Here is a 21,782-nt window from a genome sequence, read left to right on the forward strand (position 1 = left end):
CGAAACTCACCATCCTGCAGTCACTGGCCTCCAAGGTCGATCAACTCATCGTCGGTGGCGGCATCGCCAACACCTTCATGCTGGCCGCCGGTCTGCCAATCGGCAAGAGCCTGGCCGAGGCCGACCTGGTGGGCGATGCCAAGGCCGTCATCGAGGCCATGAAGGCGCGCGGTGCCGAGGTGCCCATCCCGACCGACGTGGTGACGGCAAAGGAATTCAAGGCCGATGCGCCGGCCGAGGTGAAGCAGGCCGAGGATGTGCAGCCGGACGACATGATCCTGGATATCGGCCCCGAGACGGCGAAGAAACTGGCCGCGCAGTTGAAAGCCGCCGGCACCATCGTCTGGAACGGCCCGGTGGGCGTGTTCGAGATGGCGCCGTTCGAGCACGGCACCCAGACGATTGCCCGGGCCATTGCCGACAGCAGCGCCTTCAGCATCGCCGGTGGCGGCGACACGCTGGCGGCGATTGCCAAGTACGGCATCGAGCAGCAGGTGGGCTACATCTCGACTGGCGGCGGGGCCTTCCTGGAGGTGCTGGAGGGCAAGACGCTGCCGGCGCTGCAGATCCTCATCGACCGGGCTTCCAGCGATTGATCGATCTCGTTTCTACGCTAGTAAAACGATAGCGCATCCGCTTTTCGTGTTCCCCAGACCAGGAGTAATCCCATGGCACTTGCATCCCTGCGCCAGATTCTCGATCACGCTGCCGAGCACGGCTACGGCGTGCCGGCCTTCAACGTCAACAACCTCGAGCAGATCCACGCCATCATGGAGGCGGCCGAGGAGACCGACAGCCCGGTGATCCTCCAGGCCTCGGCCGGTGCGCGCAAGTACGCGGGCGAACCCTATCTGCGCCACATGGTGCTGGCCGCCGCCGAAGCCCATCCGGACATCCCGATCGTGCTGCACCAGGACCATGGGGCGACGCCGGCGGTGTGCCTGCAGTCGATCCGCTCGGGCTTCACCAGCGTGATGATGGATGGCTCGCTGCGCGAGGATGGCAAGACGCCGGCCAGTTACGAGTACAACGTCGACGTGACCCGCCGCGTGGTCGACATGGCGCACGCCGTGGGCGTATCGGTCGAGGGCGAGCTCGGTTGCCTGGGCAGCCTGGAAACCGGCGAGGCCGGCGAGGAAGACGGCGTTGGTGCCGTCGGCAAGCTGACGCGGGACATGATGCTCACCGACCCGATCCAGGCCAGGGACTTCGTGGCAAGAACCGGTGTCGACGCACTGGCGATCGCCATCGGCACCAGCCACGGCGCCTATAAGTTCACCCGCAAGCCCACCGGCGACATCCTGGCCATCGACCGCATCGCTGCCATCCATGCGCGCATTCCCGACACCCACCTGGTGATGCACGGCTCGTCGAGCGTGCCGCAGGAGTGGCTGGCCATCATCCGCCAGTACGGCGGCGACATCAAGGAAACCTATGGCGTGCCGGTGGAGGAGATCGTGCGCGGCATCAGGCACGGCGTGCGCAAGGTCAACATCGACACCGACATCCGGCTGGCCATGACCGGCGCCATGCGCGAGACCTTCGCCAAACAGCCGAGCGATTTCGATCCGCGCAAGGCGCTGGCCGCGGCCAGGAAGGCGGCGCGCGGCATCTGCAAGGCCCGCTTCGAGGCCTTCGGCTGCGCCGGCTGGGCCAGCCGCATCAAGCCGATCGGTCTGGATGCCATGGCCGAGCGTTACGCCAGGCGGTGAGCGGCGCAGGCGCGCGCCGCCCCATGCCAGGGAGTGAAGGATCGACGTGCGTCGACCATCCCCCGCCTGGCCGGGCAGCGGCGCCGATACGGGCCCAGGTGGTCGGTGGTGGTTCGGCAGCAGGCGGGCCGACGACGATGCCGCATCCCGATGTCGGGGCGTCGCCGGCCGGCCCGCTGGTCCGCGGTGCGATGCTGGGTTAAGGTCAGCCGGCGCCGGCCACGACGGCTTCGCATCGGCGGCGGGATGGCGCGCCATTCGGGATCGGTGCGAAGCGTCCCGGCCGCTTATCCAACCCCCGTGCAGGAGACACCATGAAACTGCGGACCTTCACGCTGGCCTTGCTGGCAACCGTCATGGCGGCACCATGGGCCTCCGCGGAGCAGTTTGCGCCGTATGGCACGGCCCGGCTCGACATGCACGGCATGCCGGCGACCGACGTCGTGTTCGACGTCAACTACGCCGATCCCAGGCAGCTCAACCTGCTCTACGGCTTCGTCCGCAGCACGGTCCGGCACACCCGGGGCAAGGTCGTCGTCGTCACGCACGGGCCCGAACTGCGCGCCTTCGCCAAGGAGAACTACGAGCAGTACCAGGGCGAGGTCGACCGCATGGCCGAGCTGGCCAGGGACTTCGGTGTCGAGTTCAGGATGTGCAACGACGCGCTGCGCGCCGCCGGCTTCGTGCCGCAGGACATGCATGGCATCGTCACCGTGGTGCCGTCGGGCTTTTCCGAGCTGGCCCACTGGCAGGCCCGGGGCTATAGGTATTCGAACCCGATTCCGCTCGAGGTCAAGGATGTGCGCTATCTCGACCAGCCCGGGTTGAAGAAATAGCCAGTGCGGCAATCACGGGCTGGCGCCATGCGCGCCGGTCGCACGGGTGCTGGTGGCTTCATCACCCACGCACGGCTCGGTCGCGGTTCAGTATTGCTCGCCCGCTGCCGGGTAGGGATGCGAAGGCGCCGCGCTGCTGCCTTGGCGCGGGTCGTGGATGATGGTTCCCGTGCCCACGCCGGCGCCGACCCGGGCGCCGCCGCCCACCGGCACACTGGCCCCGACGCCGACACCAGCACCGACCTGGCCGCGCTGGTTGACGCCGACCCCGACGCCGACCGGCCCCACGCCGGTGCCGACGCCGACGTTGACGTTGCCACCCGAACCGACGCCGACACCCAGCGACACGCCGGGCAGGATCGGCACGCCGATGCCGACGCCGACCGACGCGCAACCGGCGAGCAGCATGCTCAGCAGCAAGGCCAGGACCGGCATCCGTGCTGACCGATGTGTTGACACCGATGGTCGTCGTGCCGGGATCATGTGGCGCGGCTTCACTGGTGCGATCGCCACCGATTCATCACACCAGCAGCGCATTCACCCGCCGCACGTAGCCGGCCGGATCGTCCGGCAGGCCACCTTCGGCCAGCAGGGCCTGGTCGAACAGGATATGCGCCAGGTCGTCGAACTGCGGGTGGCCTTCGAGCTTCTTCACCAGCGCGTGCTCGGCGTTGATCTCGAGCACCGGCCTGGTCTCCGGCACCGGCTGGCCGGCCTGCTTGAGCATGCGGGCCAGCTGCATGCTCATGCCGCTGTCCTTGACCACCAGGCAGGCGGGTGAATCGACCAGGCGCGTGGTGACGCGCACGTCCTCGACCTGGTCCTTCAGCGCCTCCTTCAGCTTGTCCAGCAATGGCTTGACGCTTTCGGCGGCTTGCTCGGCGGCCTTCTTCTCGGCTTCGTCCTGCAGCTCGCCCAGGTCGACCGCGCCCTTGGCCACCGACTGCAGCGGCGTGCCGTCGAACTCGCGCAGGAAGGACAGCGACCACTCGTCGACGCGGTCGGTCATCAGCAGCACCTCGATGCCCTTCTTCCTGAAGATCTCGATCTGCGGGCTGTTCCGGGCCGCGGCCAGGGTGTCGGCGGTGATGTAGTAGATGGCCTTCTGGCCGTCCTTCATGCGCGCCTTGTAGTCCTGCAGCGACACGCTGGCGCTGGTGGTGGAGGCGTAGCGCAGCAGCCTGGCGATGCGCTCGCGGTTGGCGTGGTCCTCGCCCAGGCCCTCCTTCAGCACGGCGCCGAACTCGCGCCAGAAGCTGGCGTACTTGCCCGGCGCCTTGGCCTCTTCCTCGGCGAACTTGGCGGCGGTGTCGGCCGCGGTGGGGGCCTCGTTCTTGTCGACCACGTCGGTCACGCTGCCTTCCGGCAGTTCGGTCGGCTCGGGCGCGGGGGTGCTGTCGCCGCTGCCGATGTCGACCTTGTCCTCGACCGCCGCGACCTCGGCCGCGTCAGGCCCGGCGGCGCTCTCCTGCTTGGCCAGGTCTTCCAGCATGCCCAGCACGCGGCGCGTGTTGCCTTCGCGGATGGCGCGCACGTCGCGGCTTTCCTGCAGCAATTCGCGGCTCACGTTCAATGGCAGGTCGGCGGAATCGACCACGCCTTTGATGAAACGCAGGTAGCGCGGCAAGAGCTGCTCGGCGTCGTCCATGATGAACACGCGTCGGACGTAGAGCTTGATGCCGGCCTTCTTGTCGAGGTCCCACAGGTCGAACGGCGCGTGACTGGGGATATAGAGCAGCTGCGTGTACTCGGTCGCGCCTTCCACGCGGTTGTGGCTCCAGGCCAGCGGCGGCTGCCAGTCGCGCGCGATCTGCTCGTAGAAGCCCTGGTACTGCTCGTCGGTGATGTCCTTCCTGGGCCGGGTCCACAGTGCGGTGGCCTGGTTGACGGTTTCCCATTCGCCGGTCTTGACCATCTGGCCGGGCTGGCCTTCTTCCTTGCCTTCCTCCCACTGCTCGCCTTCCATCTTGATCGGCAGCGCGATGTGGTCGGAATACTTGTTGATCAGCTCCTTCAGCTTCCAGCCGTCGGCAAACTCCAGCGCGTCATCGCGCAGGTGCAGGATCACGCTGGTGCCGCGCTCGGACCGCGTGATGGTCTCGACCTCGAAGTCGCCCGCGCCCTTGCTCGTCCAGCGCACGCCCTGTTCGGCGGTCAGGCCGGCGCGGCGCGATTCGACCGTGATCCGGTCGGCGACGATGAAGCCGGAGTAGAAGCCGACGCCGAACTGGCCGATCAGCTGCGCATCGGCCTTCTGGTCGCCGGTCAGCCTGTTCATGAAGTCCTTGGTGCCGCTCTTGGCGATGGTGCCCAGGTGCTCGATGGCTTCCTGCTCGCTCATGCCGATGCCGGTGTCGGTCACCGTGAGCGTCTTGGCAGCCTTGTCGAAGCTGATGCGCACCTCCAGCTCAGGCTGTTCGCCGTACAGCGACGGATCGGCCAGCGCCTCGAAGCGCAGCTTATCGCAGGCGTCGGAGGCGTTGGAAATCAGCTCGCGCAGGAAGATCTCCGGGTTGGAATACAGCGAATGCGTGACCAGGTGCAGCAGTTGCGTGACCTCGGCCTGGAAGGCGTGTGTGTGCTTGCTCATGGGAAAAATGAGTGAAATGAATCGGTCGATGTTCGCGGGTCGCCGCGTGGCACACGGTCAGATGTGCCGAGCACGGGACAGCCACGGCGCATCTGGGGCCGGCCGGCGGCGTTTTCAAGTTGTGCGCCGGAATCGCCAGCGATATGCTAATGGAGCCGACCAAACAACCGGAGTAGACATCATGAAATTCATCGTGCAGAAGGTGGTGCGCGGTGTGTTGGCAGCCGGCTGGCTGTTGGCCCTGGGCTGGCCGGCTGTGCAGGCGCAGCCGGTGGTGGTGGACACCGCCTTCGTGCAGGCGGCGCTGCAGCGCGGCGTGCAGGTGTGGGACGTGCGCGATGCGCGCGACTACGCCAAGGCGCACCTGCCGGGCGCGCTGACGATCGGCGATGCGGCCAAGGAACTGCGCAACCCGAACAGCGAGGATTTCATCGCCACCGAACGCATCGCCAAGCTGCTGGGCGCGGCCGGCATCGATCCGGCGCGTGAGACCATCGTGTACGGTGCGCGCGGCACCTGGAACCCGTATTTCGGTCGCTACGCACTGCGCCATTTCGGTGCCCGGCAGGCGTACGTCTACCACGACGGCATCGAGGAGTGGCAGGCGGTGCAGCAGCCGGTGGAAAGCGGCGCGGCCAAGCCGACACCGGTCACGCTGCAATTGCAGCCGGCGCCCGATGTCAGCATCGACACCGCCGGCCTGCGTAGCCGCCTGGGCCAGCCGGACGTGCAGATCCTCGACGTGCGCACGCCGCGCGAGTTCGCCGGCGACGACATTCGCGCGCTGCGCGGCGGCCACATCCCCGGCGCCGTCAACATCCCCTACGAGCAGAACTGGCTGGATCCCGAGACGGTGCAGAAGCGCGCCCGCAAGGAAGTGCCGGATACGCGCGGCATGGCGCTGCGGCCGGCGGCCGAGCTGAAGGCGCTGTACGCGGGACTCGATCCGGACAAGGAAACCATCGTCTACTGCCAGTCGGGCGCGCGCGCTTCGGAGGCCGCCGGCGTGCTGGAGCAGCTCGGATTCAGCAAGGTGCGCATCTACGATTCGTCCTGGCTCGGCTGGGCCAACACGCTGGATGCGCCGGCCGCCAACCAGCAGTTCGTCAACATCGGCGCCTTGAATTCGCGCCTGAGCGCACTGCAGACGCGGGTGGACACGCTCGAGAAGGAACTGGCGGCCGCGCGCAAGGGCGGTACGCAGTAGACGGGCGGCGCCGCCTCGGCTGGCTCAGTCGTCGGTTGCCGTGTCGGCGCTCAGCCAGTCGCGCACGCGCTCGGCCAGCGCGGGGCGGGCCAGCAGTTCCAGGTGGCCGGTGCGCCAGGCGATCCACTGGTTGGCCTTGCCGAAGCGCAGGCGGCGGGTTGGCTCGTCGTGCTCGCCCAGTGCGCTGCGCAGCGGCACCAGGCCATCGCCGGTCAGCCGGTCGGCCAGCGGGCTGCGGGCGCGCGCCAGCGTGGCGGCGACGGCGTAGCAGGCGACGCCGGGCGGTAGCGGCAGCGGCGTGCGCCGGTCCTCGCCGGGGCCGAAGCGCCCGCGCCCCTGCCAGTCGGCGTCGAGCACGTTGCCGTGGCGCAGGTCGGTGATGCCGGCACTGTGCAGCCGCCGCAGCCGCGTGAAGGGCGCCGACCAGGGCGTGCTCGACAGCACCGCGTGCAGGCCCTGACCGGCGCGCTCCAGCGGTGCGCCGTGGTGCGGCGTGGCCAGGAACACCAGGTGGCGCAAGGCCGCGATCCAGCCGTGGCCGGCCTCGGCGCCGTAGGCCTGGGCGCTGCGCAGCACCAGGCCGCCCATGCTGTGGCCGATCAGCGCGATGCGCTCCGGCGGCTGCGGCCAGGCGTGCGCCAGCTGCTCCAGCCGCGCGGCCAGCTCGCGCCCATTGGTGGAGGTGTGCAGGCCGGTGTTGTAGCGCAGGTAGATCGGCGTGGCGTCCAGTTCGGCCGCCAGGTACTGGCCCAGGTCCTGGCCGCCGCGCTGCCAGGCGTGCTCGTTCATGCACAGCCCGTGCGCCAGCAGCAGCAGCCGCGGCCGTGCCTCGGCCAGGGCTGCCCGTAGCGCCTCGGGTTGGTCGATCGGCAGCACCTGGCCGTCCGCCAGCCGCAGCTCCATCGGCTGCGCCAGCGCATTGCCGGTGGCGCGCAGGCGGTCGCCCATGACGCCGTTGAGCGCCGCGATCACGGCTTCGCGCTCGCGCGAGGGCGGCGGGTGGCTGGCCGGGTCGTCCAGCCAGGGCAGCAGGCGCGTGATCAGCGCCGCCGCGCCGCCGCCGACCAGGTTGGTGGTGGCGCGCACGCCGCGATAGACCAGGCCCGGCAGCCCGCTGGTGCGGCCGTGCCTGTCGCCTTCCGGCAGGCCGAGCGTGCGCCGCACCGCCTGGTGCACGCCTTCGGTGATGTCGATCACGTCGGTGGTGGCGCGCGTCGCCAGGTCGACGGCGGCGGGCAGATCGGTCGGGCGCACATGGCGCAGCAGGCCGGGCGGCAGGGCGGGGGTCGGCAGCTTGGGTTTCACGCGGAGGTCGGTCGGCGGATCGATGGTGGCTGAAAGCTCCATTGTGCGCGTCCTGGCTGCGTTCACCGTGACGCAGGATCAGCGACATGGGATGCGTGCCCGGGAGCCGGGCAACCGGCTCAGAAGCCCTCGCGCGGCCCCAGGTAGCGCCATTGCCCCGGCGGCAACTGCCCCAGCAACACGCGGCCGATGCGCACGCGCTTGAGGCCGGTGACCTTCAGGCCGACCAGCTCGCACATGCGGCGGATCTGGCGCTTCCTGCCCTCGCGCAGCACGAAGCGCAGCTGCTCGGGGTTCTGCCAGTCGACCTGCGCCGGCCGCAAGGCCTGGCCGTCCAGGCTCAGCCCGTGGCGCAGCCGCGCCAGCTGCGCGGGCGGGAATTCGGCCTGCACGTCGGCCATCACGTCGCCGTAGGCCACGCGCACCAGGTACTCCTTGTCGATGTCCGAGTCCTCGCCGATCAGCTGGCGCGCGACGCGGCCGTCCTGCGTCAGCACCAGCAGGCCGGTCGAGTCGATGTCGAGCCGCCCCGCCGGCGCCAGGCCGCGCAGCTGCGCGGGTGAGAAGCGCTGCTGCGATGCGTCGCCGCGCCAGTGGCTGCGCGCATCGATCAGCGTCACCGCCGGCTGGTGGCCGTCCTCGGCCTGGCCGCTGACGTAGCCGACCGGCTTGTGCAGCAGGATGGTCACGCGCTGGGCCTGCATGGCGTCGGCCTGGCGATCGACGCTGACCCGATCCTGCGGCGTGACCTTCAGCCCCATCGGCGCCACCTGGCCGTTGACGCGCACCCAGCCACGCTCGATCCATTCGTCGGCTTCGCGGCGCGAGCACAGGCCCAGGTCGGCCAGGCGCTTGTTGAGCCGCACCGCGCCGGCGTCGGCCACGGTGGCGGGCGCGCGGTTCGGCATTGGCGCGCGGCGGAAGCGGGGGGTATCGGCCATGACGAGATTATCGAGCGCTATTGCTTTCGTAGCGAGTGCGTTGAAGCGGAGACGGGAGGCAGCGGGCGGGCGTCGCGCATGGCTGGCGCGTGCGCGCGCTTGCCTGCCGGCAGCGCACTGCGGACAATGGCCGGGTTGTCGTGTCCGAGTCGAAAGGCCTTGCCATGAGGAGCCTCTATCCCCTGGCCGGCGGCGCCACCCGCCGCCGCGTGCTGGCCGGCACCGCAGCGCTGGTGGCGGCGCCCGGGTGGCTGCATCGGCGTGCCCAGGCGCAGACGGCGGCGGGCCGGATCCCGGCCGCGCGCCTGCAGTCGTGGCCGCTCGACACGCCCGAGCGCACCGGCATCCACGACGTGGCGCCGGCGCCCGACGGCGGCGTCTGGTACGCGGCGCAGCGCAGCGGCCACCTGGGCTGGTTCGATCCGAAGACCGGCCGGTCGGAACTGGTGGCGCTCGGCCCCGGCTCGTCGCCGCACGGCGTCATCGCCGGGCCGGACGGCGCCGCCTGGCTGACCGACGGCGGGCAGAATGCCATCGTGCGCGTGCGCTGGCCGCAGCGTGAGGTCCAGCGTTTCGCGCTGCCGGCCGGCACGCCCTACGCCAACCTGAACACCGCGGCCTTCGACGGCGCCGGCGATCTGTGGTTCACCGGGCAGAGCGGCTTCATCGGCAGGCTGGCGCTGCGCACCGGCGAGGTCAGCGTCAAGCCGTCGCCGCGCGGGCGCGGCCCCTACGGCATCTGCGCCACACCGCAGGGCGAGGTCTGGTGGTGCTCGCTGGCGGGCTCGTTCATCGCCCGGATCGACCGCGCCACCGGCGACTCGCGCATCGTCGAGCCGCCGACGCCGCGCCAGGGCGCGCGCCGCGTCTGGTCGGACAGCCGCGGCCGCATCTGGGTGGCCGAGTGGAACAGCGGCAATCTGTCGATGCACGATCCCGCGCTGGGCGATGGCCCAGACAGCTGGCGCAGCTGGAAGGCGCCGAGCGAGAACCCGCGCGTCTATGCCGTGTATGTCGATGAGCAGGACCTGGTCTGGTGCACCGACTGGGGCGCCAACACCATGCTGCGCTTCGATCCCCGGACCGAGCGTTTCGATGTCCTGGCGATGCCGCGCCCGGCGGCGTCGATCCGCCAGATCCTGGGCCGACCCGGCGAGGTGTGGCTGCCCGAAAGCGCGCACGAACACATCTCGGTGATCCGCACCGCTTGAGCGGCGGATCGGCCGCCGCGCACCGGCGCGCCAGCGGTTCAGAACGAGCGGCTGCGCAGCGCCGGCAGATTGAGAATGCGCAGGCCGCCGTACTCGATGCGGATGGTGCCGAGCGCGGCCAGCGCCTTCAGCGCCTGGTTCACGCGCTGGCGCGACAGGCCGACCAGGTAGGCCAGCTCCTGCTGGGTGATGTGCAGCACGCCACCGACGCCGGGAAACAGCACCGGATTGACCAGCGCCGCCAGGTTGCGCGCCACGCGCTGTTCGGGGCAGGGCGTGCGGTCGGCCTCGATGGTGCCGATGAACTGCGCCAGCCGTTCGTTGAGCTGGTTCATGACGAAGCGGTTGAAACCGATCGAATGGTCGAGCAGCCAGTCGAAGGTTGCCACCGGCAGGCCGGCGACCCGGCTCTTGCGCAGTGCCTGCACGTTGTAGCGGTAGACCTCGTGCTTCATCACCGTGCCTTCACCGAACCAGCCGCCGGCGGTGAGGCCGGAGTAGGTGATGGTCTGCCCCTGCGCGGTTTCGGTGCTCATCTTCAGCAGTCCGTCGACGACACCGAACCAGTAGGTTGCCGGCCGCCCGATGCGGCAGATCAGTTCGCCCGGCGCTGCTTCCGAAATGCGCAGTTCCGGCACCGCGCGCTCGCGCTCGACCGGCTTCACGTGCTCAAGCCACGGCACGCCGGCCAGTTCGTCGTCGGTCAGCGGACGGCGACGATCGTGCAGGGTCGGTGAAGAGTGCATAGGGTAAACCCCCGAGGATTGGTGTCGCAATTGTCGTCCAAACGACAACATGGCGTCAAAGCTTCGGCGTAATATGAGGACACGTCCAGCGGACAGCAAGGTACTGACCGCATTTTCGGTAGGAGGCATCGTCGCATGACGACCACTTTTCCCAGCCTGCTGCAAAAGCACGCCAGCGAGCGTCCCACGGCGCCGGCGCTGCGCGAGAAGGAATACGGCATCTGGCAGACCTGGAGTTGGCAGCGCGCGCTGGAGGACGTGCGTGCCATGGCCTGCGGGCTGGCGGCGCTGGGCTTCACGGCGGGCCAGAACCTGGCCATCGTGGGCGACAACCGTCCGTACCTGTACCTGATGTTCATCGCCGCGCAGTCGTTGCGCGGCGTGCCGGTGCCGATGTACCAGGACGCGGTGGTGGCCGAGATGGCCTTCGTGCTGGAAGACGCCGAGGTGCACTTCGCCTACGCGGAGAACCAGGAGCAGGTCGACAAGATGCTGGAACTGCGCGAATCGGCGCCAGACCTCAGACACATCATCTACGACGATCCGCGCGGCCTGCGCAACTACAGCCAGCCGGGCCTGATCAGTGTGCAGGAACTGATGGCGCTGGGCCGCCAGCACGATGAGGCGCACCCACAGCAGTTCGACCAGTTGCTCGCGCAGGTGCAGCCCGATGACGTGTCGGTGATCCTCTACACCTCGGGCACCACTGGCCGGCCCAAGGGCGTGTGCCAGACGCACGAGGCCTTCATCGGCGCGGCCGAGGGCGGCGTGCTCATCGATGGCCTGACGACGAAAGAGGACGTGCTGTCCTACCTGCCGCCGGCCTGGGCCGGTGACTTTTTCTTCTCGATGGCGCAGTGGCTGGCAGCCGGCTTCACCATCAACTGCCCGGAAAGCGCCGACACGGTCAACATCGACATGCGCGAGATCGGGCCGACCTACTACTTCGCGCCGCCGCGCGTGTTCGAGGGCATGCTGACCTCGGTGGCGATCCGCATGGAAGACGCGGCCCGGTTCAAGCAGTGGATGCACCGCAGGTTCATGGACGTGGCGCGCCGCGTTGGCAGCGACATTCTGGATGGCAAGCCGGTCGGCCTGGGCGACAAGCTGCTCTACGGGCTGGGCAACCTGCTGGTCTACGGCCCGCTGAAGAACGCCATGGGCCTGTCGCGCATCCGCGTGGCCTACACGGCGGGCGCGGCGATCGGGCCCGACCTGTTCCGCTTCTTTCGCTCGATCGGGGTCAACCTGAAGCAGCTCTACGGCCAGACCGAGACCTGCGCCTACGTCTGCCTGCAGAAGAACGGCCAGGTCAAGCTCAACAGCGTGGGCCAGGCGGCGCCCGGCATTGAGCTCAAGATCGCCGACAACGGCGAGGTGCTGGTCAAGGGCGTGTCGATCCTGAAGGAGTACTACAAGCGCCCCGACGCCACCGCCGAGGTGATCGACGAGAATGGCTACTTCAAGACCGGCGATGCGGGCATGCTCGACTCCGACGGCCACCTGATCATCATCGACCGCGCCAAGGACGTCGGCAAGCTGGCCGGCGGCGCCATGTTCGCGCCCAACTACATCGAGAACAAGCTCAAGTTCTTCCCGCAGATCAAGGAAGCGGTGTGCTTCGGCCACGACAGGGACCAGGTCTGCGCCTTCCTCAACATCGACTTCGAGGCGGTCGGCAACTGGGCCGAGCGCCAGGGCCTGCCGTATGCCGGCTATGTCGACCTGGCGGGCAAGCCCGAGGTGCTGAAAATGATGCAGGACTGCGTCGAGCAGGTGAACGCAGACCTGGCCAGCGAAGAGGGCATGGGCGACACCCAGGTGGCGCGCTTCCTGGTGCTGCACAAGGAGCTGGATCCGGATGACGATGAGCTGACGCGCACGCGCAAGGTGCGACGCGGCTTCATCGCCGACAAGTACGGCGTGCTGATCGACGCGCTGTACTCGGGCAGGAGCGAGCAGTTCATCGAGACCGCGGTCAAGTTCGAGGACGGGCGCACCGGCAAGGTGGCGGCCACCGTGACGATCCTCGACGCCAAGACATTCCCGCCCGTGAGGAGCGCCGCTTGAGTGCCGCAACCGCCGCCGCACCCGTGCAGGACCAGCAGCCTGGTAACGGGGCCAGTGCCCACAAGATCGGTGAGGTCATCCTCGACGTCAAGAACATCAGCCTGCGCTTCGGCGGCGTCAAGGCGCTGACCGACATCTCGTTCAACGTGCGCGAGCACGAGATCCGCGCCATCATCGGCCCCAACGGCGCCGGCAAGTCGTCGATGCTGAACTGCATCAACGGCGTCTACACGCCGCAGGAAGGCACCATCACCTTCCGCGGCAAGACCTTCAGCAACATGAACTCGCGCCAGGTCGCCGAGATGGGCATCGCGCGCACGTTCCAGAACCTGGCGCTGTTCAGCGGCATGAGCGTGCTCGACAACATCATGTCGGGCCGCAACCTGAAGGTCAGGAGCAACCTGCTGTTGCAGGCGCTGCGCATCGGCCCGGCCGAGCGCGAGGAACTGGTGCACCGCGAATTCGTCGAGCACATCATCGACTTCCTCGAGATCCAGGCGCACCGCAAGACGCCGGTCAGCCAGCTCCCCTACGGCCTGCAGAAGCGCGTCGACCTCGGTCGCGCGCTGGCGATGGAGCCGCAGGTGCTGCTGCTGGACGAACCGATGGCCGGCATGAACGTGGAGGAGAAGCAGGACATGTGCCGCTTCATCCTCGACGTCAACGACGAGTTCGGCACCACCATCGTGCTGATCGAGCACGACATGAGCGTGGTGATGGACATCAGCGACCGTGTGGTGGTGCTCGACTACGGCAAGAAGATCGGCGACGGGACGCCCGAGGAAGTGCGCAACAACGAGGACGTGATTCGCGCCTACCTGGGTACGAGCAGCTAAGCGGAGCGAGCGGATCATGGGATTTTTTCTGGAAACTCTGTTCGGCGGCCTCATGACCGGCGTGCTCTACGCCCTGGTCGCGCTAGGCTTCGTGCTCATCTACAAGGCCTCCCGGGTGTTCAACTTCGCGCAGGGCGTGATGGTGCTGTTCGCCGCGCTGGCCATGGCCCGCTTCTCGCAGTGGATTCCCGAGTGGTTCGGCCTGGACAGCAAGATCCTGGCCAACGTGCTGGCGTTTGCCGTGGCTGCCGTGCTCATGCTGGCCGTGGCCTGGCTGGTCGAACGCCTGGCCTTGCGCCACCTGGTCAACCAGCCCGAGGCCACGCTGCTGATGGCCACCATCGGCATCGGCTTCTTCCTGGAAGGCTTCGGCCAGACCATCTTCGGCAGCAACGTCTACAACATCGACATCGGCATGCCCAAGGATCCGCTCTTCATCCTGGATGGCGTGTTCGAGGGCGGCATCCTGGTCGACTCGCAGGAGCTGGTCGCCGCCCTGATCGCCGCCCTGCTGGTGCTGGCGCTGGTGCTGTTCTTCCAGAAGACCAAGACCGGCCGCGCCCTGCGCGCCGTGGCCGACGACCACCAGGCGGCGCAGTCGGTGGGCATTCCGCTGACGCGCATGTGGGTCATCGTCTGGTTCGTCGCTGGCCTGAGCGCGCTGGTGGCCGGCATGGTCTGGGGCAGCAAGCTGGGCGTGCAGTTCTCGATCTCCAACCTGGCCCTGCGCGCCCTGCCGGTGGTGATCCTGGGCGGGCTGACCTCGGTGCCCGGCGCCATCGTGGCGGGGCTGATCGTGGGCGCCGGCGAAAAGCTCTCGGAAATCTACCTCGGCCCGTTCGTGGGCGGTGGCATCGAAGTCTGGTTCGCCTACGTGCTGGCCCTGGTGTTCCTGCTGTTCCGTCCGCAGGGCCTGTTCGGCGAAAAAATCATCGATCGCGTATGAAATTCGCGATCACACATCTGTAAGGAGAGCCGGGTGTTCTACCGCGAAAACGGTCAATTCAAGACCAACTACCGGGCCGACCAGCAGATCTTCCCGATCCTGCAGGACCGCATCGCGGTGCTGGCCGTGGTGGTGTTCGCCTTTGCCGTCGTTCCCTTCCTGGCCACGGATTACGTGTTCTCGGCCATCCTGATCCCGGTCGTCATCCTCTCGCTGGCGGCGCTGGGCACCAATATCCTGATCGGCTACTGCGGCCAGATCTCGCTCGGTTCGGGGGCGTTCATGGCCGTGGGCGCCTACGCGACCTACAACGTCATGATGCGCCTGCCGGGCACGCCGCTGATCGTGGCGCTGCTGCTGGGCGGCCTGTTCGCCGCCATTTTCGGCGTGCTGTTCGGCCTGCCCAGCCTGCGCGTGCGCGGCCTGTACCTTGCCGTGACCACCCTGGCCGCGCAGTTCTTCGCCGACTGGATGTTCTACCGCGTCAAGTGGCTGAGCATGAACAGCCCGTCGATTTCGGTGACCGCGCCCGATGTGTCGTTCTTCGGCATCGCGCTCAACAGCTACCCATCCAAGTACCTGTTCTGCCTGACGCTGCTGGCCCTGTTTGCGCTGGCCTCCAAGAACCTGGTGCGCAGCGCCATCGGCCGCGAATGGATGGCGATCCGCGACATGGACGTGGCGGCCGAGGTCATCGGCATCCGCCCGGTGTATGCCAAGCTCACTGCGTTTGCCGTCAGCAGCTTCATCATCGGCGTGGCGGGCGCGCTGTGGGCCTTCTTCTACCTGGGTGCCTGGGAGCCGGATGCCTTTGGCCTGGACATGTCGCTGGCGCTGCTGTTCATGGTCATCATCGGCGGCCTGGGCTCCATCATGGGCAACTTCATCGGTGCCGCCTTCATGGTGGTGCTGCCCATCCTGCTGCGCCTGTCGGTGCCGAAATTCGGCGACCTGTTCGGCATGCAGCTCGGCACGGCAACCGCCGCGCACCTGGAGCTGATGCTGTTCGGCGTGCTCATCGTGTGGTTCCTCATCGTCGAGCCGCACGGCCTGGCGCGCCTGTGGTCCACCGCCAAGCACAAGCTGCGTCAGTGGCCCTTCCCGCATTGATGGTCGATGCGGCCTTGTTTTTCCCCAACGCTTTCAAAGGAGACAACCATGAAGCGAATCAGTAAATTGCTGGCTGCAACGCTGGTTGCAGCGGGCATGGCGGCGGTATCCACCGCAGCCGTGGCCCAGGCCGAGCAATATGCGCCCATCTTCTCGTACCGCACCGGGCCTTACGCGCCCAACGGCATTCCGGTCGCCGACGGCACCGTGGACTACCTCAAGCTGGTCAATGCGCAGGGCGGCATCAACGGCGTCAAGTTCAGGATCGAGGAATGCGAGTTCGCCTTCGATACCGCCAAGGGCATCGAGTGCTATGAGCGCATGAAGAACCAGCACGGCGGCGCCGCCATCGTGCAGCCGATCTCCACCGGCGTGACCGCCGCCCTGCTCAAGAAGGCGCCGGAAGACAAGGTCTCGGTCATCATCGCTGGCTACGGTACACCCGCGGCGGCCGATGGCGAGGCCTTCAAGTGGGTGTTCCCGGTCATCCCCAACTATTTCGTTGCAGCCGACGTGATGATCCAGGCCATCGGCAAGCGCGAGGGCGGCCTGGACAAGCTGAAAGGCAAGACCATCAACTATGTCTTCATGGACGCCCCGTTCGGGCATGAGTTCATGCCGATCTTCGAGAAGCGTGCCCAGATGCACGGCTTCAAGCTCAACAAGCTGCCGGTGACCGCGCCGGGCCTGGACCAGAAGTCCACCTGGCTGCAGGTGCGCCGCGACAAGCCGGACTACGTGCTCTACGTGGGTTATGGCGTCATGAACCCGACCGCGCTGAAGGAGGCGCAGTCGGTGGGCTATCCGCGTGACAAGATCTATGGCTTCTGGTGGGCCGGCTCCGAGTCCGACGTCAAGGGCGTGGAGGCCGCGGCCAAGGGCTACAACACGGTGGCCCTGCAGGCCAGCGCCAACCGCGACGCCAAGATCATCAAGGAAGTGCTGTCGACGCTCTACGACAAGGGTCAGGGCACGGCTTCCGATCGCAAGACCGTGGGTGACGTGCTCTACGTGCGTGGCCTGATCACCGGCATGCTGACGGCCGAGGCGGTTCGCATCGCCCAGGACAAGTTCGGCAAGGGCAAACCCGTCACGGGCGAGCAGGCGCAGTGGGCGCTGGAGCACATGGACCTGAGCGCCAAGCGGCTCGAGGAACTGGGCTTTACCGGCATCCTGCAGCCGCACAAGCTGAGCTGCAAGAGCCACATGGGTACCTACACCGCCCGCATGTCGGTCTGGGACGGCACCCAGTGGAAGATCAACAGCGACTGGTACGAGGGTGATCGCAAGGTCATCGATCCGTTGATCAAGGAGTTTGCCGACAAGTACGTGGCCGACAACAAGATCGAGCGCCGCAACTGCGAGAACTGATCGCACCTGCTCCCGGCCTGGCGGCCGGTGCCGCCGGGCCCGGCCCCGCAGCCTGCCTGCGGGGCGTGTCGTCACCCCAGGACATCCAGGCAAGCCATGACTGATCCGGCACCCCAGCCCATTCTCGATGTCAACGGCATCGAGGTCATCTACAACCACGTGATCCTGGTGCTCAAGGGCGTCTCGCTGACGGTGCCCGAGCGCGGCATCGTCGCCATTCTGGGCGGCAACGGCGCTGGCAAGACGACCACGCTGCGCGCGGTGTCCAACCTGCTCCGGGGCGAGCGCGGCGAGGTCACCAAGGGCAGCATCGAATACAGGGGCGAGCGCATCGAGAACCTGAACCCGGCCGAGCTGGTCAAGCGCGGCGTGGTGCAGGTCATGGAAGGGCGGCACTGCTTCGCGCACCTGACGATCGAGGACAACCTGCTCACCGGCGCCTACACGCGCCACGACAAGGCCGAGATCGCGCGCAACCTGGAGAAGGTCTACAGCTATTTCCCGCGCCTGAAGACGCGCCGCAAGAGCCAGGCGGCCTACACCTCGGGCGGCGAGCAGCAGATGTGCGCCATCGGACGTGCCCTGATGTCCAGCCCGCAGATGATCCTGCTCGATGAGCCGTCCATGGGCCTGGCGCCGCAGTTGGTGGAAGAAGTGTTCAACATCGTGCACGAGCTCAATGGCAAGGAAGGCACCACCTTCCTGCTGGCCGAGCAGAACACCAACATGGCGCTGAAGTACGCCGACTACGGCTACATCATGGAGAGCGGCCGCATCGTGATGGACGGCAAGGCCAGTGAGCTGGCCAGCAACGAGGACGTGAAGGAGTTCTACCTCGGCGTCGGCGGCGGCGAGCGCAAGAGCTTCCGTGACGTCAAGAGCTACAAGCGGCGCAAGCGGTGGCTGGCTTGAGACAGCCGCATACCGAACAGCCGGACGCAGAGGACGCCAAGGTTTCGCAGAAGACGCAGAAAAAGCAGCCAAAAAAAATGGGTTCTTTGCAGTGCGAATGTCTTGCGTGCAGGCGCGGCGCTTGCGCCCAATGAGACCGCCTCTCCCGCTGGGAGAGGGTGGGGGTGAGGGCCATTCCGGTCCCATCGAGATATGTGGATGGAAACAGCTGCCAGCGCTTTTTCCTTCAGCGCCGGAAGCTGTCAAGAACAAGAGCAATCGCCAACCAAGGATGACGCCATGAGCGATTTCTTCGATGCGCTGGAAACGCGCGAACCCGCCGCGCGCGAGACCGAACTGATGGCGGCGCTGCCGCGCCAGATCGCCCACGCGCAGGCGCGCAGCCCGGCGATGGCCGAGATCCTGGCCGGCGTGGATGCCGCCACCATCACGTCGCGCGCCGCGCTGGCACGCCTGCCGGTGACGCGCAAGAGCGAGTTGCTGGTGCGCCAGCAGGCCTCGCGCGCCGCCGGCCGTGATGCCTTCGGCGGCTTTGCCGCGCTGCGCTACGGCGCCGCCATGCCGCGCCTGTTCGCCAGCCCGGGTCCGATCTACGAGCCCGAGGGCACGGCGCGCGACTACTGGCGCAGCGCGCGCGCCCTGTTCGCGGCCGGTTTCCGCGCCGGCGACCTGGTGCACAACGCCTTCAGCTACCACATGACGCCGGGCGCCTTCATCATGGAGTCCGGTGCGCACGCGGTCGGCTGCACGGTGTTCCCGGCCGGCACCGGCCAGACCGAGCAGCAACTGCAGGCGATTGCCGAACTGCGCCCGCAGGCCTACCTGGGCACGCCCAGCTTTCTGCGCATCCTGGTCGAGAAGGCGCTTGACGCGGGCACCGACATCTCCAGCCTGGTCAAGGGCCTGGTCGGCGGCGAGGCCTTTCCGCCCTCGCTGCGCGACTGGTTTGGGCAGCGGGGCATGGCCGTCTACCAGAGCTACGCCACCGCCGATGTCGGTCTGATCGCCTACGAGACCGCCGCGCGCGAAGGCCTGGTGCTGGACGAGAACTGCATCGTCGAGATCGTGCGCCCCGGCACCGGCGACCCGGTGGCCGAGGGCGAGGTCGGCGAGGTGGTGGTCACGGTGCTGAGCCCCGACTACCCGCTGATCCGCTTCGGCACCGGCGACCTGTCGGCGGCGCTGCCGGGCGCCTGCCCCACCGGCCGCACCAACACCCGCATCAAGGGCTGGCTCGGCCGCGCCGACCAGACCACCAAGATTCGCGGCATGTTCGTGCACCCGGGCCAGGTGGCCGAGATCGTCAAGCGCTTCCCCGAAGTCAGGCGCGCGCGCCTGGTGGTCAGCGGCGAGATGGCCAACGACCGCATGAAGCTGCTGGTCGAATCCGCCGGTGCGCAAGGCCTCGGCGAGCGCGTGGCCGAGGCGGTGCGCGACGTCACCAAGCTGCGCGGCGAGGTCGAGGTGGTGGCGCCCGGCAGCCTGCCCAACGACGGCAAGGTGATCGAGGACGCGCGCAGCTACAAGTGATCCGCTGATGCGGGTGCGGCGCGGCGCCGAAGCCGCGTGTCGCGCACCGGCAGCTCCGCAAGTATTTCGCATCCGGCCCCGCCGTATCGGTAGTCGCCCGGATGCGGCGGCGCGTTGCTTGCTCTTACCATCACGCTTTTTTTTTCATCGTCACAAGGAGTTCGATCTTGAAGACCAAGCTGTTCAAGCTGTCCGTGGCCGCCGGTGCCGCACTGCTGGCCGTGGGCGTGCAGGCGCAGGGATTTCCGGCCAAGCCGATCACGCTGATCGTGCCGTTTGCCGCCGGCGGCCCCACCGACAAGGTCGCGCGTGACCTGGCCGAGGCGCTGCGCAAGCCGCTGAACGGCGCCACCGTGGTGGTCGACAACGCCGCCGGCGCCGGCAGCACCATCGGCAGCGCCAAGGCCTTCCGCGCGCCGGCCGACGGCTACACGCTGCTGGTCGCGCACATCGGCATGGCCACCACCGCCACGCTGTACCGCAACCCGGGCTTCAAGTACGACGAGTTCGAATACCTCGGCATGATCAACGAGGTGCCGATGGTGGTGGTCGGCAAGCCGGGGCTGGCGGCTAGGAACTGGTCGGAGCTGAGCAGCTGGATCACCCAGAACAAGGAGAAGGTCAACCTGGCCAACGCCGGCCTCGGCGCCGCCTCGCACCTGTGCGGCCTGATGTTGCAGAACGCGCTCAAGACCGAGCTGACCACGGTGCCCTACAAGGGCACCGCGCCGGCCATGACCGACCTGCTGGGCGGCCAGGTCGACATCATGTGCGACCAGACCACCAACACCACCAGCCAGGTCGAGGGCGGCAAGATCAAGGCCTACGCCGTCACCACCGCCAAGCGCCTGGGCACGCCCGCCGTCTACAAGGACCTGCCGACGCTGCAGGAAGCCGGCTTCAAGGACTTCGACGTCTCGATCTGGCACGGCCTGTACGCGCCCAGGGGCACGCCGGCCGCGGTGGTCAAGACGCTCAACGACGCCCTGAAGGCGGCGCTGAAGGACCCCGACTTCATCCGCAAGCAGGAGGCCCTGGGCGCCGTGGTGGTCAACGACGCGCGCACCAACCCAGCCGAGCACAAGAAGTTCGTGGCGGCCGAAGTCGCCAAGTGGGGCGCCGTGATCAAGGCCGCGGGCCAGTACGCCGACTGAGCTGGCGTCGCTGCCGATCGAGCCGCGTGGGGATGCAGGCCTCGCGCGGCTTTATGCTTGGTGGTCCATGCCTGCCACCTTGCGCGTCGTCGATTCGATCACCGAGCTGAAACCAGGCGTCGATGCGGGCTGCCTCGCCGTCAGCGGCTCGCACGGCGGCATCAGTTCGGCGCGGTACGCGCTGGCGGCGCGGCCGCTGATCTCCGTCTTCAACGACGCCGGCGTCGGCAAGGACGCCGCCGGCCTGGCGGCGCTGCCGTTCCTGCAGGACCACGGCCTGGCGGCCTGCACCGTGGCCCACGACAGCGCCCGCATCGGCGAGGCGCGCAGCACGCTGGCGGATGGCGTGATCAGCCATTGCAACGCGCTGGCGCTGCAACGCGGCGCCCGCCCGGGCCAGCGCTGCGCGGCGCTGATCAGCTTGCTGCAGGACGGCGCCGAGGGCGCGACCGGCTGAGCTCGGGCTGGCCTGATTCAGTCAGACGCCCCAGACCACGTCCTTGCCGGCCGCCGAACTGCGCTTCAGCAGGTCGATGAAGGGCGCGGCGCGCTGGCGCAGCGAGATCGGCTCGCTCGGGACGTATTCGGGTTCCTGCGGCTCACCGCTCTCCGTCGATGCCGCCTGGCCCTGCCCCTGTGCTTCGCGCCGGGTGATTTCCTCCTGCAGCGCCGCGATGGCGCCGGCCGCCTGGTCGACGGTGACGATGCCGGTCGGGCCGGCCGGCTTGCCGATGATCTTCAGCAGTTCCTCGGCGCTTTCCCGCAGCATGATGACGTCGGCTGCGGCCTGGGACTTGAATTTGTAGAGCATCTCGATACCTCCTGTAAGTCGGTCGCGGTGGCGGTGCGGACTTTCTCCTGCGGCGCCGCCGCGGGTCACGCCCGGCATCGGCACACGCGGCGCCTGGCGCCGAACGCCCATTGTGCCCGCGACCGATGACGGCGTCTGTAGGACCGCCGACCGGCCGTGCGCGCCGCCCGGGCGCCGACTCGGCGTGATCAGGGAAAACCAGCACGCCGTCGGGCATTCCCGCCATTGACAGTAAATGCTTGAAACCTAAACTATTCGATCATGAAGATCATATGCATCGGCGGCGGCCCGGCCGGCCTGTACTTCGCACTGCTGATGAAGCAGCACAACCCGGCGCACGACATCACGGTGATCGAGCGCAACAAGCCCTACGACACCTTCGGCTGGGGCGTGGTGTTCTCCGACGCCACCATGGACAACATGCGGCTGTGGGACCCGGTGACCGCCGACGAAATCCAGCAGGCCTTCAACCACTGGGACGACATCGAGCTGCA

Annotated in this window: 21 protein-coding genes; 15 read left to right on the forward strand and 6 right to left on the reverse strand. The window is 67.9% G+C overall.

The genetic code is table 11. The features are described from left to right. From pgk to PK606_RS13840, 3 genes are all read left to right on the forward strand, one after another. On the forward strand, window positions 1-596 hold a 596-nt coding region (pgk, locus tag PK606_RS13830), incomplete at its 5' end, for a phosphoglycerate kinase (protein WP_324564814.1). A gap of 72 nt (window positions 597-668) precedes the next feature. Then, window positions 669-1,712 (forward strand): class II fructose-bisphosphate aldolase, encoded by a 1,044-nt coding sequence (gene fba, locus PK606_RS13835; protein ID WP_324564815.1) that lies wholly within the window; start codon window positions 669-671, stop codon window positions 1,710-1,712. 314 nt (window positions 1,713-2,026) lie between these two features. Then, window positions 2,027-2,548, forward strand: a complete 522-nt coding sequence (locus tag PK606_RS13840) for a DsrE family protein (RefSeq protein WP_324564816.1) — start codon at window positions 2,027-2,029, stop codon at window positions 2,546-2,548. 87 nt (window positions 2,549-2,635) lie between these two features. On the opposite strand, the gene PK606_RS13845 is transcribed toward PK606_RS13840, so the two are convergent. After that, the gene (locus PK606_RS13845; protein WP_324564818.1) at window positions 2,636-2,956 is read right to left on the reverse strand and encodes a hypothetical protein; all 321 of its coding nucleotides are present in this window, start codon (window positions 2,954-2,956) and stop codon (window positions 2,636-2,638) included. Between the two features lie 112 nt (window positions 2,957-3,068). Beyond that, window positions 3,069-5,138, reverse strand: coding sequence for a molecular chaperone HtpG (gene htpG, locus PK606_RS13850; protein WP_324564820.1), 2,070 nt, complete (start codon window positions 5,136-5,138; stop codon window positions 3,069-3,071). A gap of 181 nt (window positions 5,139-5,319) precedes the next feature. On the opposite strand from htpG, the gene PK606_RS13855 reads away from it, so the two are divergent. Then, on the forward strand, window positions 5,320-6,345 hold the full coding sequence (locus tag PK606_RS13855; RefSeq protein ID WP_324564821.1) for a sulfurtransferase: 1,026 nt from the start codon (window positions 5,320-5,322) through the stop codon (window positions 6,343-6,345). A 24-nt stretch (window positions 6,346-6,369) separates the two neighbouring features. Here PK606_RS13855 and PK606_RS13860 read toward each other — a convergent pair whose 3' ends face one another. Together PK606_RS13860 and PK606_RS13865 are read right to left on the reverse strand one after the other, a co-directional pair. Further along, a complete protein-coding gene (locus tag PK606_RS13860; protein ID WP_324564823.1) occupies window positions 6,370-7,692 on the reverse strand; it encodes an esterase/lipase family protein in 1,323 nt (440 codons plus the stop codon). A 77-nt stretch (window positions 7,693-7,769) separates the two neighbouring features. Then, window positions 7,770-8,591: a pseudouridine synthase gene (locus tag PK606_RS13865; protein ID WP_324564825.1), complete on the reverse strand. Its 822-nt coding sequence runs from the start codon at window positions 8,589-8,591 to the stop codon at window positions 7,770-7,772. A 164-nt stretch (window positions 8,592-8,755) separates the two neighbouring features. Here PK606_RS13865 and PK606_RS13870 point away from each other — a divergent pair, with 164 nt between their 5' ends. Further along, a complete protein-coding gene (locus PK606_RS13870; RefSeq protein ID WP_324564826.1) occupies window positions 8,756-9,802 on the forward strand; it encodes a Vgb family protein in 1,047 nt (348 codons plus the stop codon). 38 nt (window positions 9,803-9,840) lie between these two features. Here PK606_RS13870 and PK606_RS13875 read toward each other — a convergent pair whose 3' ends face one another. After that, entirely contained in the window at window positions 9,841-10,548 is a 708-nt protein-coding gene (locus PK606_RS13875; RefSeq protein WP_324564827.1) for a Crp/Fnr family transcriptional regulator, read from the reverse strand. Between the two features lie 135 nt (window positions 10,549-10,683). Here PK606_RS13875 and PK606_RS13880 point away from each other — a divergent pair, with 135 nt between their 5' ends. From PK606_RS13880 to PK606_RS13920, 9 genes are all read left to right on the forward strand, one after another. Continuing rightward, entirely contained in the window at window positions 10,684-12,618 is a 1,935-nt protein-coding gene (locus PK606_RS13880) for an AMP-dependent synthetase/ligase (RefSeq protein WP_324564828.1), read from the forward strand. Window positions 12,619-12,641: 23 nt separating this feature from the next. After that, the gene (locus tag PK606_RS13885; RefSeq protein WP_324564842.1) at window positions 12,642-13,454 is read left to right on the forward strand and encodes an ABC transporter ATP-binding protein; all 813 of its coding nucleotides are present in this window, start codon (window positions 12,642-12,644) and stop codon (window positions 13,452-13,454) included. A gap of 16 nt (window positions 13,455-13,470) precedes the next feature. Then, window positions 13,471-14,400 (forward strand): branched-chain amino acid ABC transporter permease, encoded by a 930-nt coding sequence (locus tag PK606_RS13890; RefSeq protein WP_324564829.1) that lies wholly within the window; start codon window positions 13,471-13,473, stop codon window positions 14,398-14,400. 33 nt (window positions 14,401-14,433) lie between these two features. Then, complete coding sequence (locus tag PK606_RS13895; protein ID WP_324564831.1) at window positions 14,434-15,510, forward strand: branched-chain amino acid ABC transporter permease; 1,077 nt, start codon at window positions 14,434-14,436, stop codon at window positions 15,508-15,510. 48 nt (window positions 15,511-15,558) lie between these two features. After that, window positions 15,559-16,881 carry an ABC transporter substrate-binding protein gene (locus PK606_RS13900; RefSeq protein ID WP_324564832.1) on the forward strand — a complete coding sequence of 441 codons (1,323 nt, stop codon included), beginning with the start codon at window positions 15,559-15,561 and terminating at the stop codon, window positions 16,879-16,881. A gap of 96 nt (window positions 16,882-16,977) precedes the next feature. Further along, window positions 16,978-17,793, forward strand: coding sequence for an ABC transporter ATP-binding protein (locus tag PK606_RS13905; protein WP_324564833.1), 816 nt, complete (start codon window positions 16,978-16,980; stop codon window positions 17,791-17,793). 279 nt (window positions 17,794-18,072) lie between these two features. Further along, complete coding sequence (locus PK606_RS13910) at window positions 18,073-19,323, forward strand: phenylacetate--CoA ligase family protein (protein WP_324564834.1); 1,251 nt, start codon at window positions 18,073-18,075, stop codon at window positions 19,321-19,323. Window positions 19,324-19,490: 167 nt separating this feature from the next. Then, complete coding sequence (locus PK606_RS13915) at window positions 19,491-20,477, forward strand: tripartite tricarboxylate transporter substrate-binding protein (RefSeq protein WP_324564835.1); 987 nt, start codon at window positions 19,491-19,493, stop codon at window positions 20,475-20,477. A gap of 67 nt (window positions 20,478-20,544) precedes the next feature. After that, a complete protein-coding gene (locus PK606_RS13920) occupies window positions 20,545-20,934 on the forward strand; it encodes a hypothetical protein (protein WP_324564837.1) in 390 nt (129 codons plus the stop codon). Between the two features lie 21 nt (window positions 20,935-20,955). On the opposite strand, the gene PK606_RS13925 is transcribed toward PK606_RS13920, so the two are convergent. Beyond that, on the reverse strand, window positions 20,956-21,288 hold the full coding sequence (locus tag PK606_RS13925; protein WP_324564839.1) for a DUF1840 domain-containing protein: 333 nt from the start codon (window positions 21,286-21,288) through the stop codon (window positions 20,956-20,958). Between the two features lie 261 nt (window positions 21,289-21,549). Between PK606_RS13925 and PK606_RS13930 the strand changes: the two genes are divergently transcribed. Next, window positions 21,550-21,782, forward strand: a 233-nt coding sequence (locus PK606_RS13930) for an NAD(P)-binding protein (RefSeq protein WP_324564841.1), incomplete at its 3' end; no start/stop codon positions are given.

The organism is Ottowia sp. (assembly GCF_035444425.1).
Taxonomy (GTDB): Bacteria; Pseudomonadota; Gammaproteobacteria; order Burkholderiales; family Burkholderiaceae_C; genus Ottowia.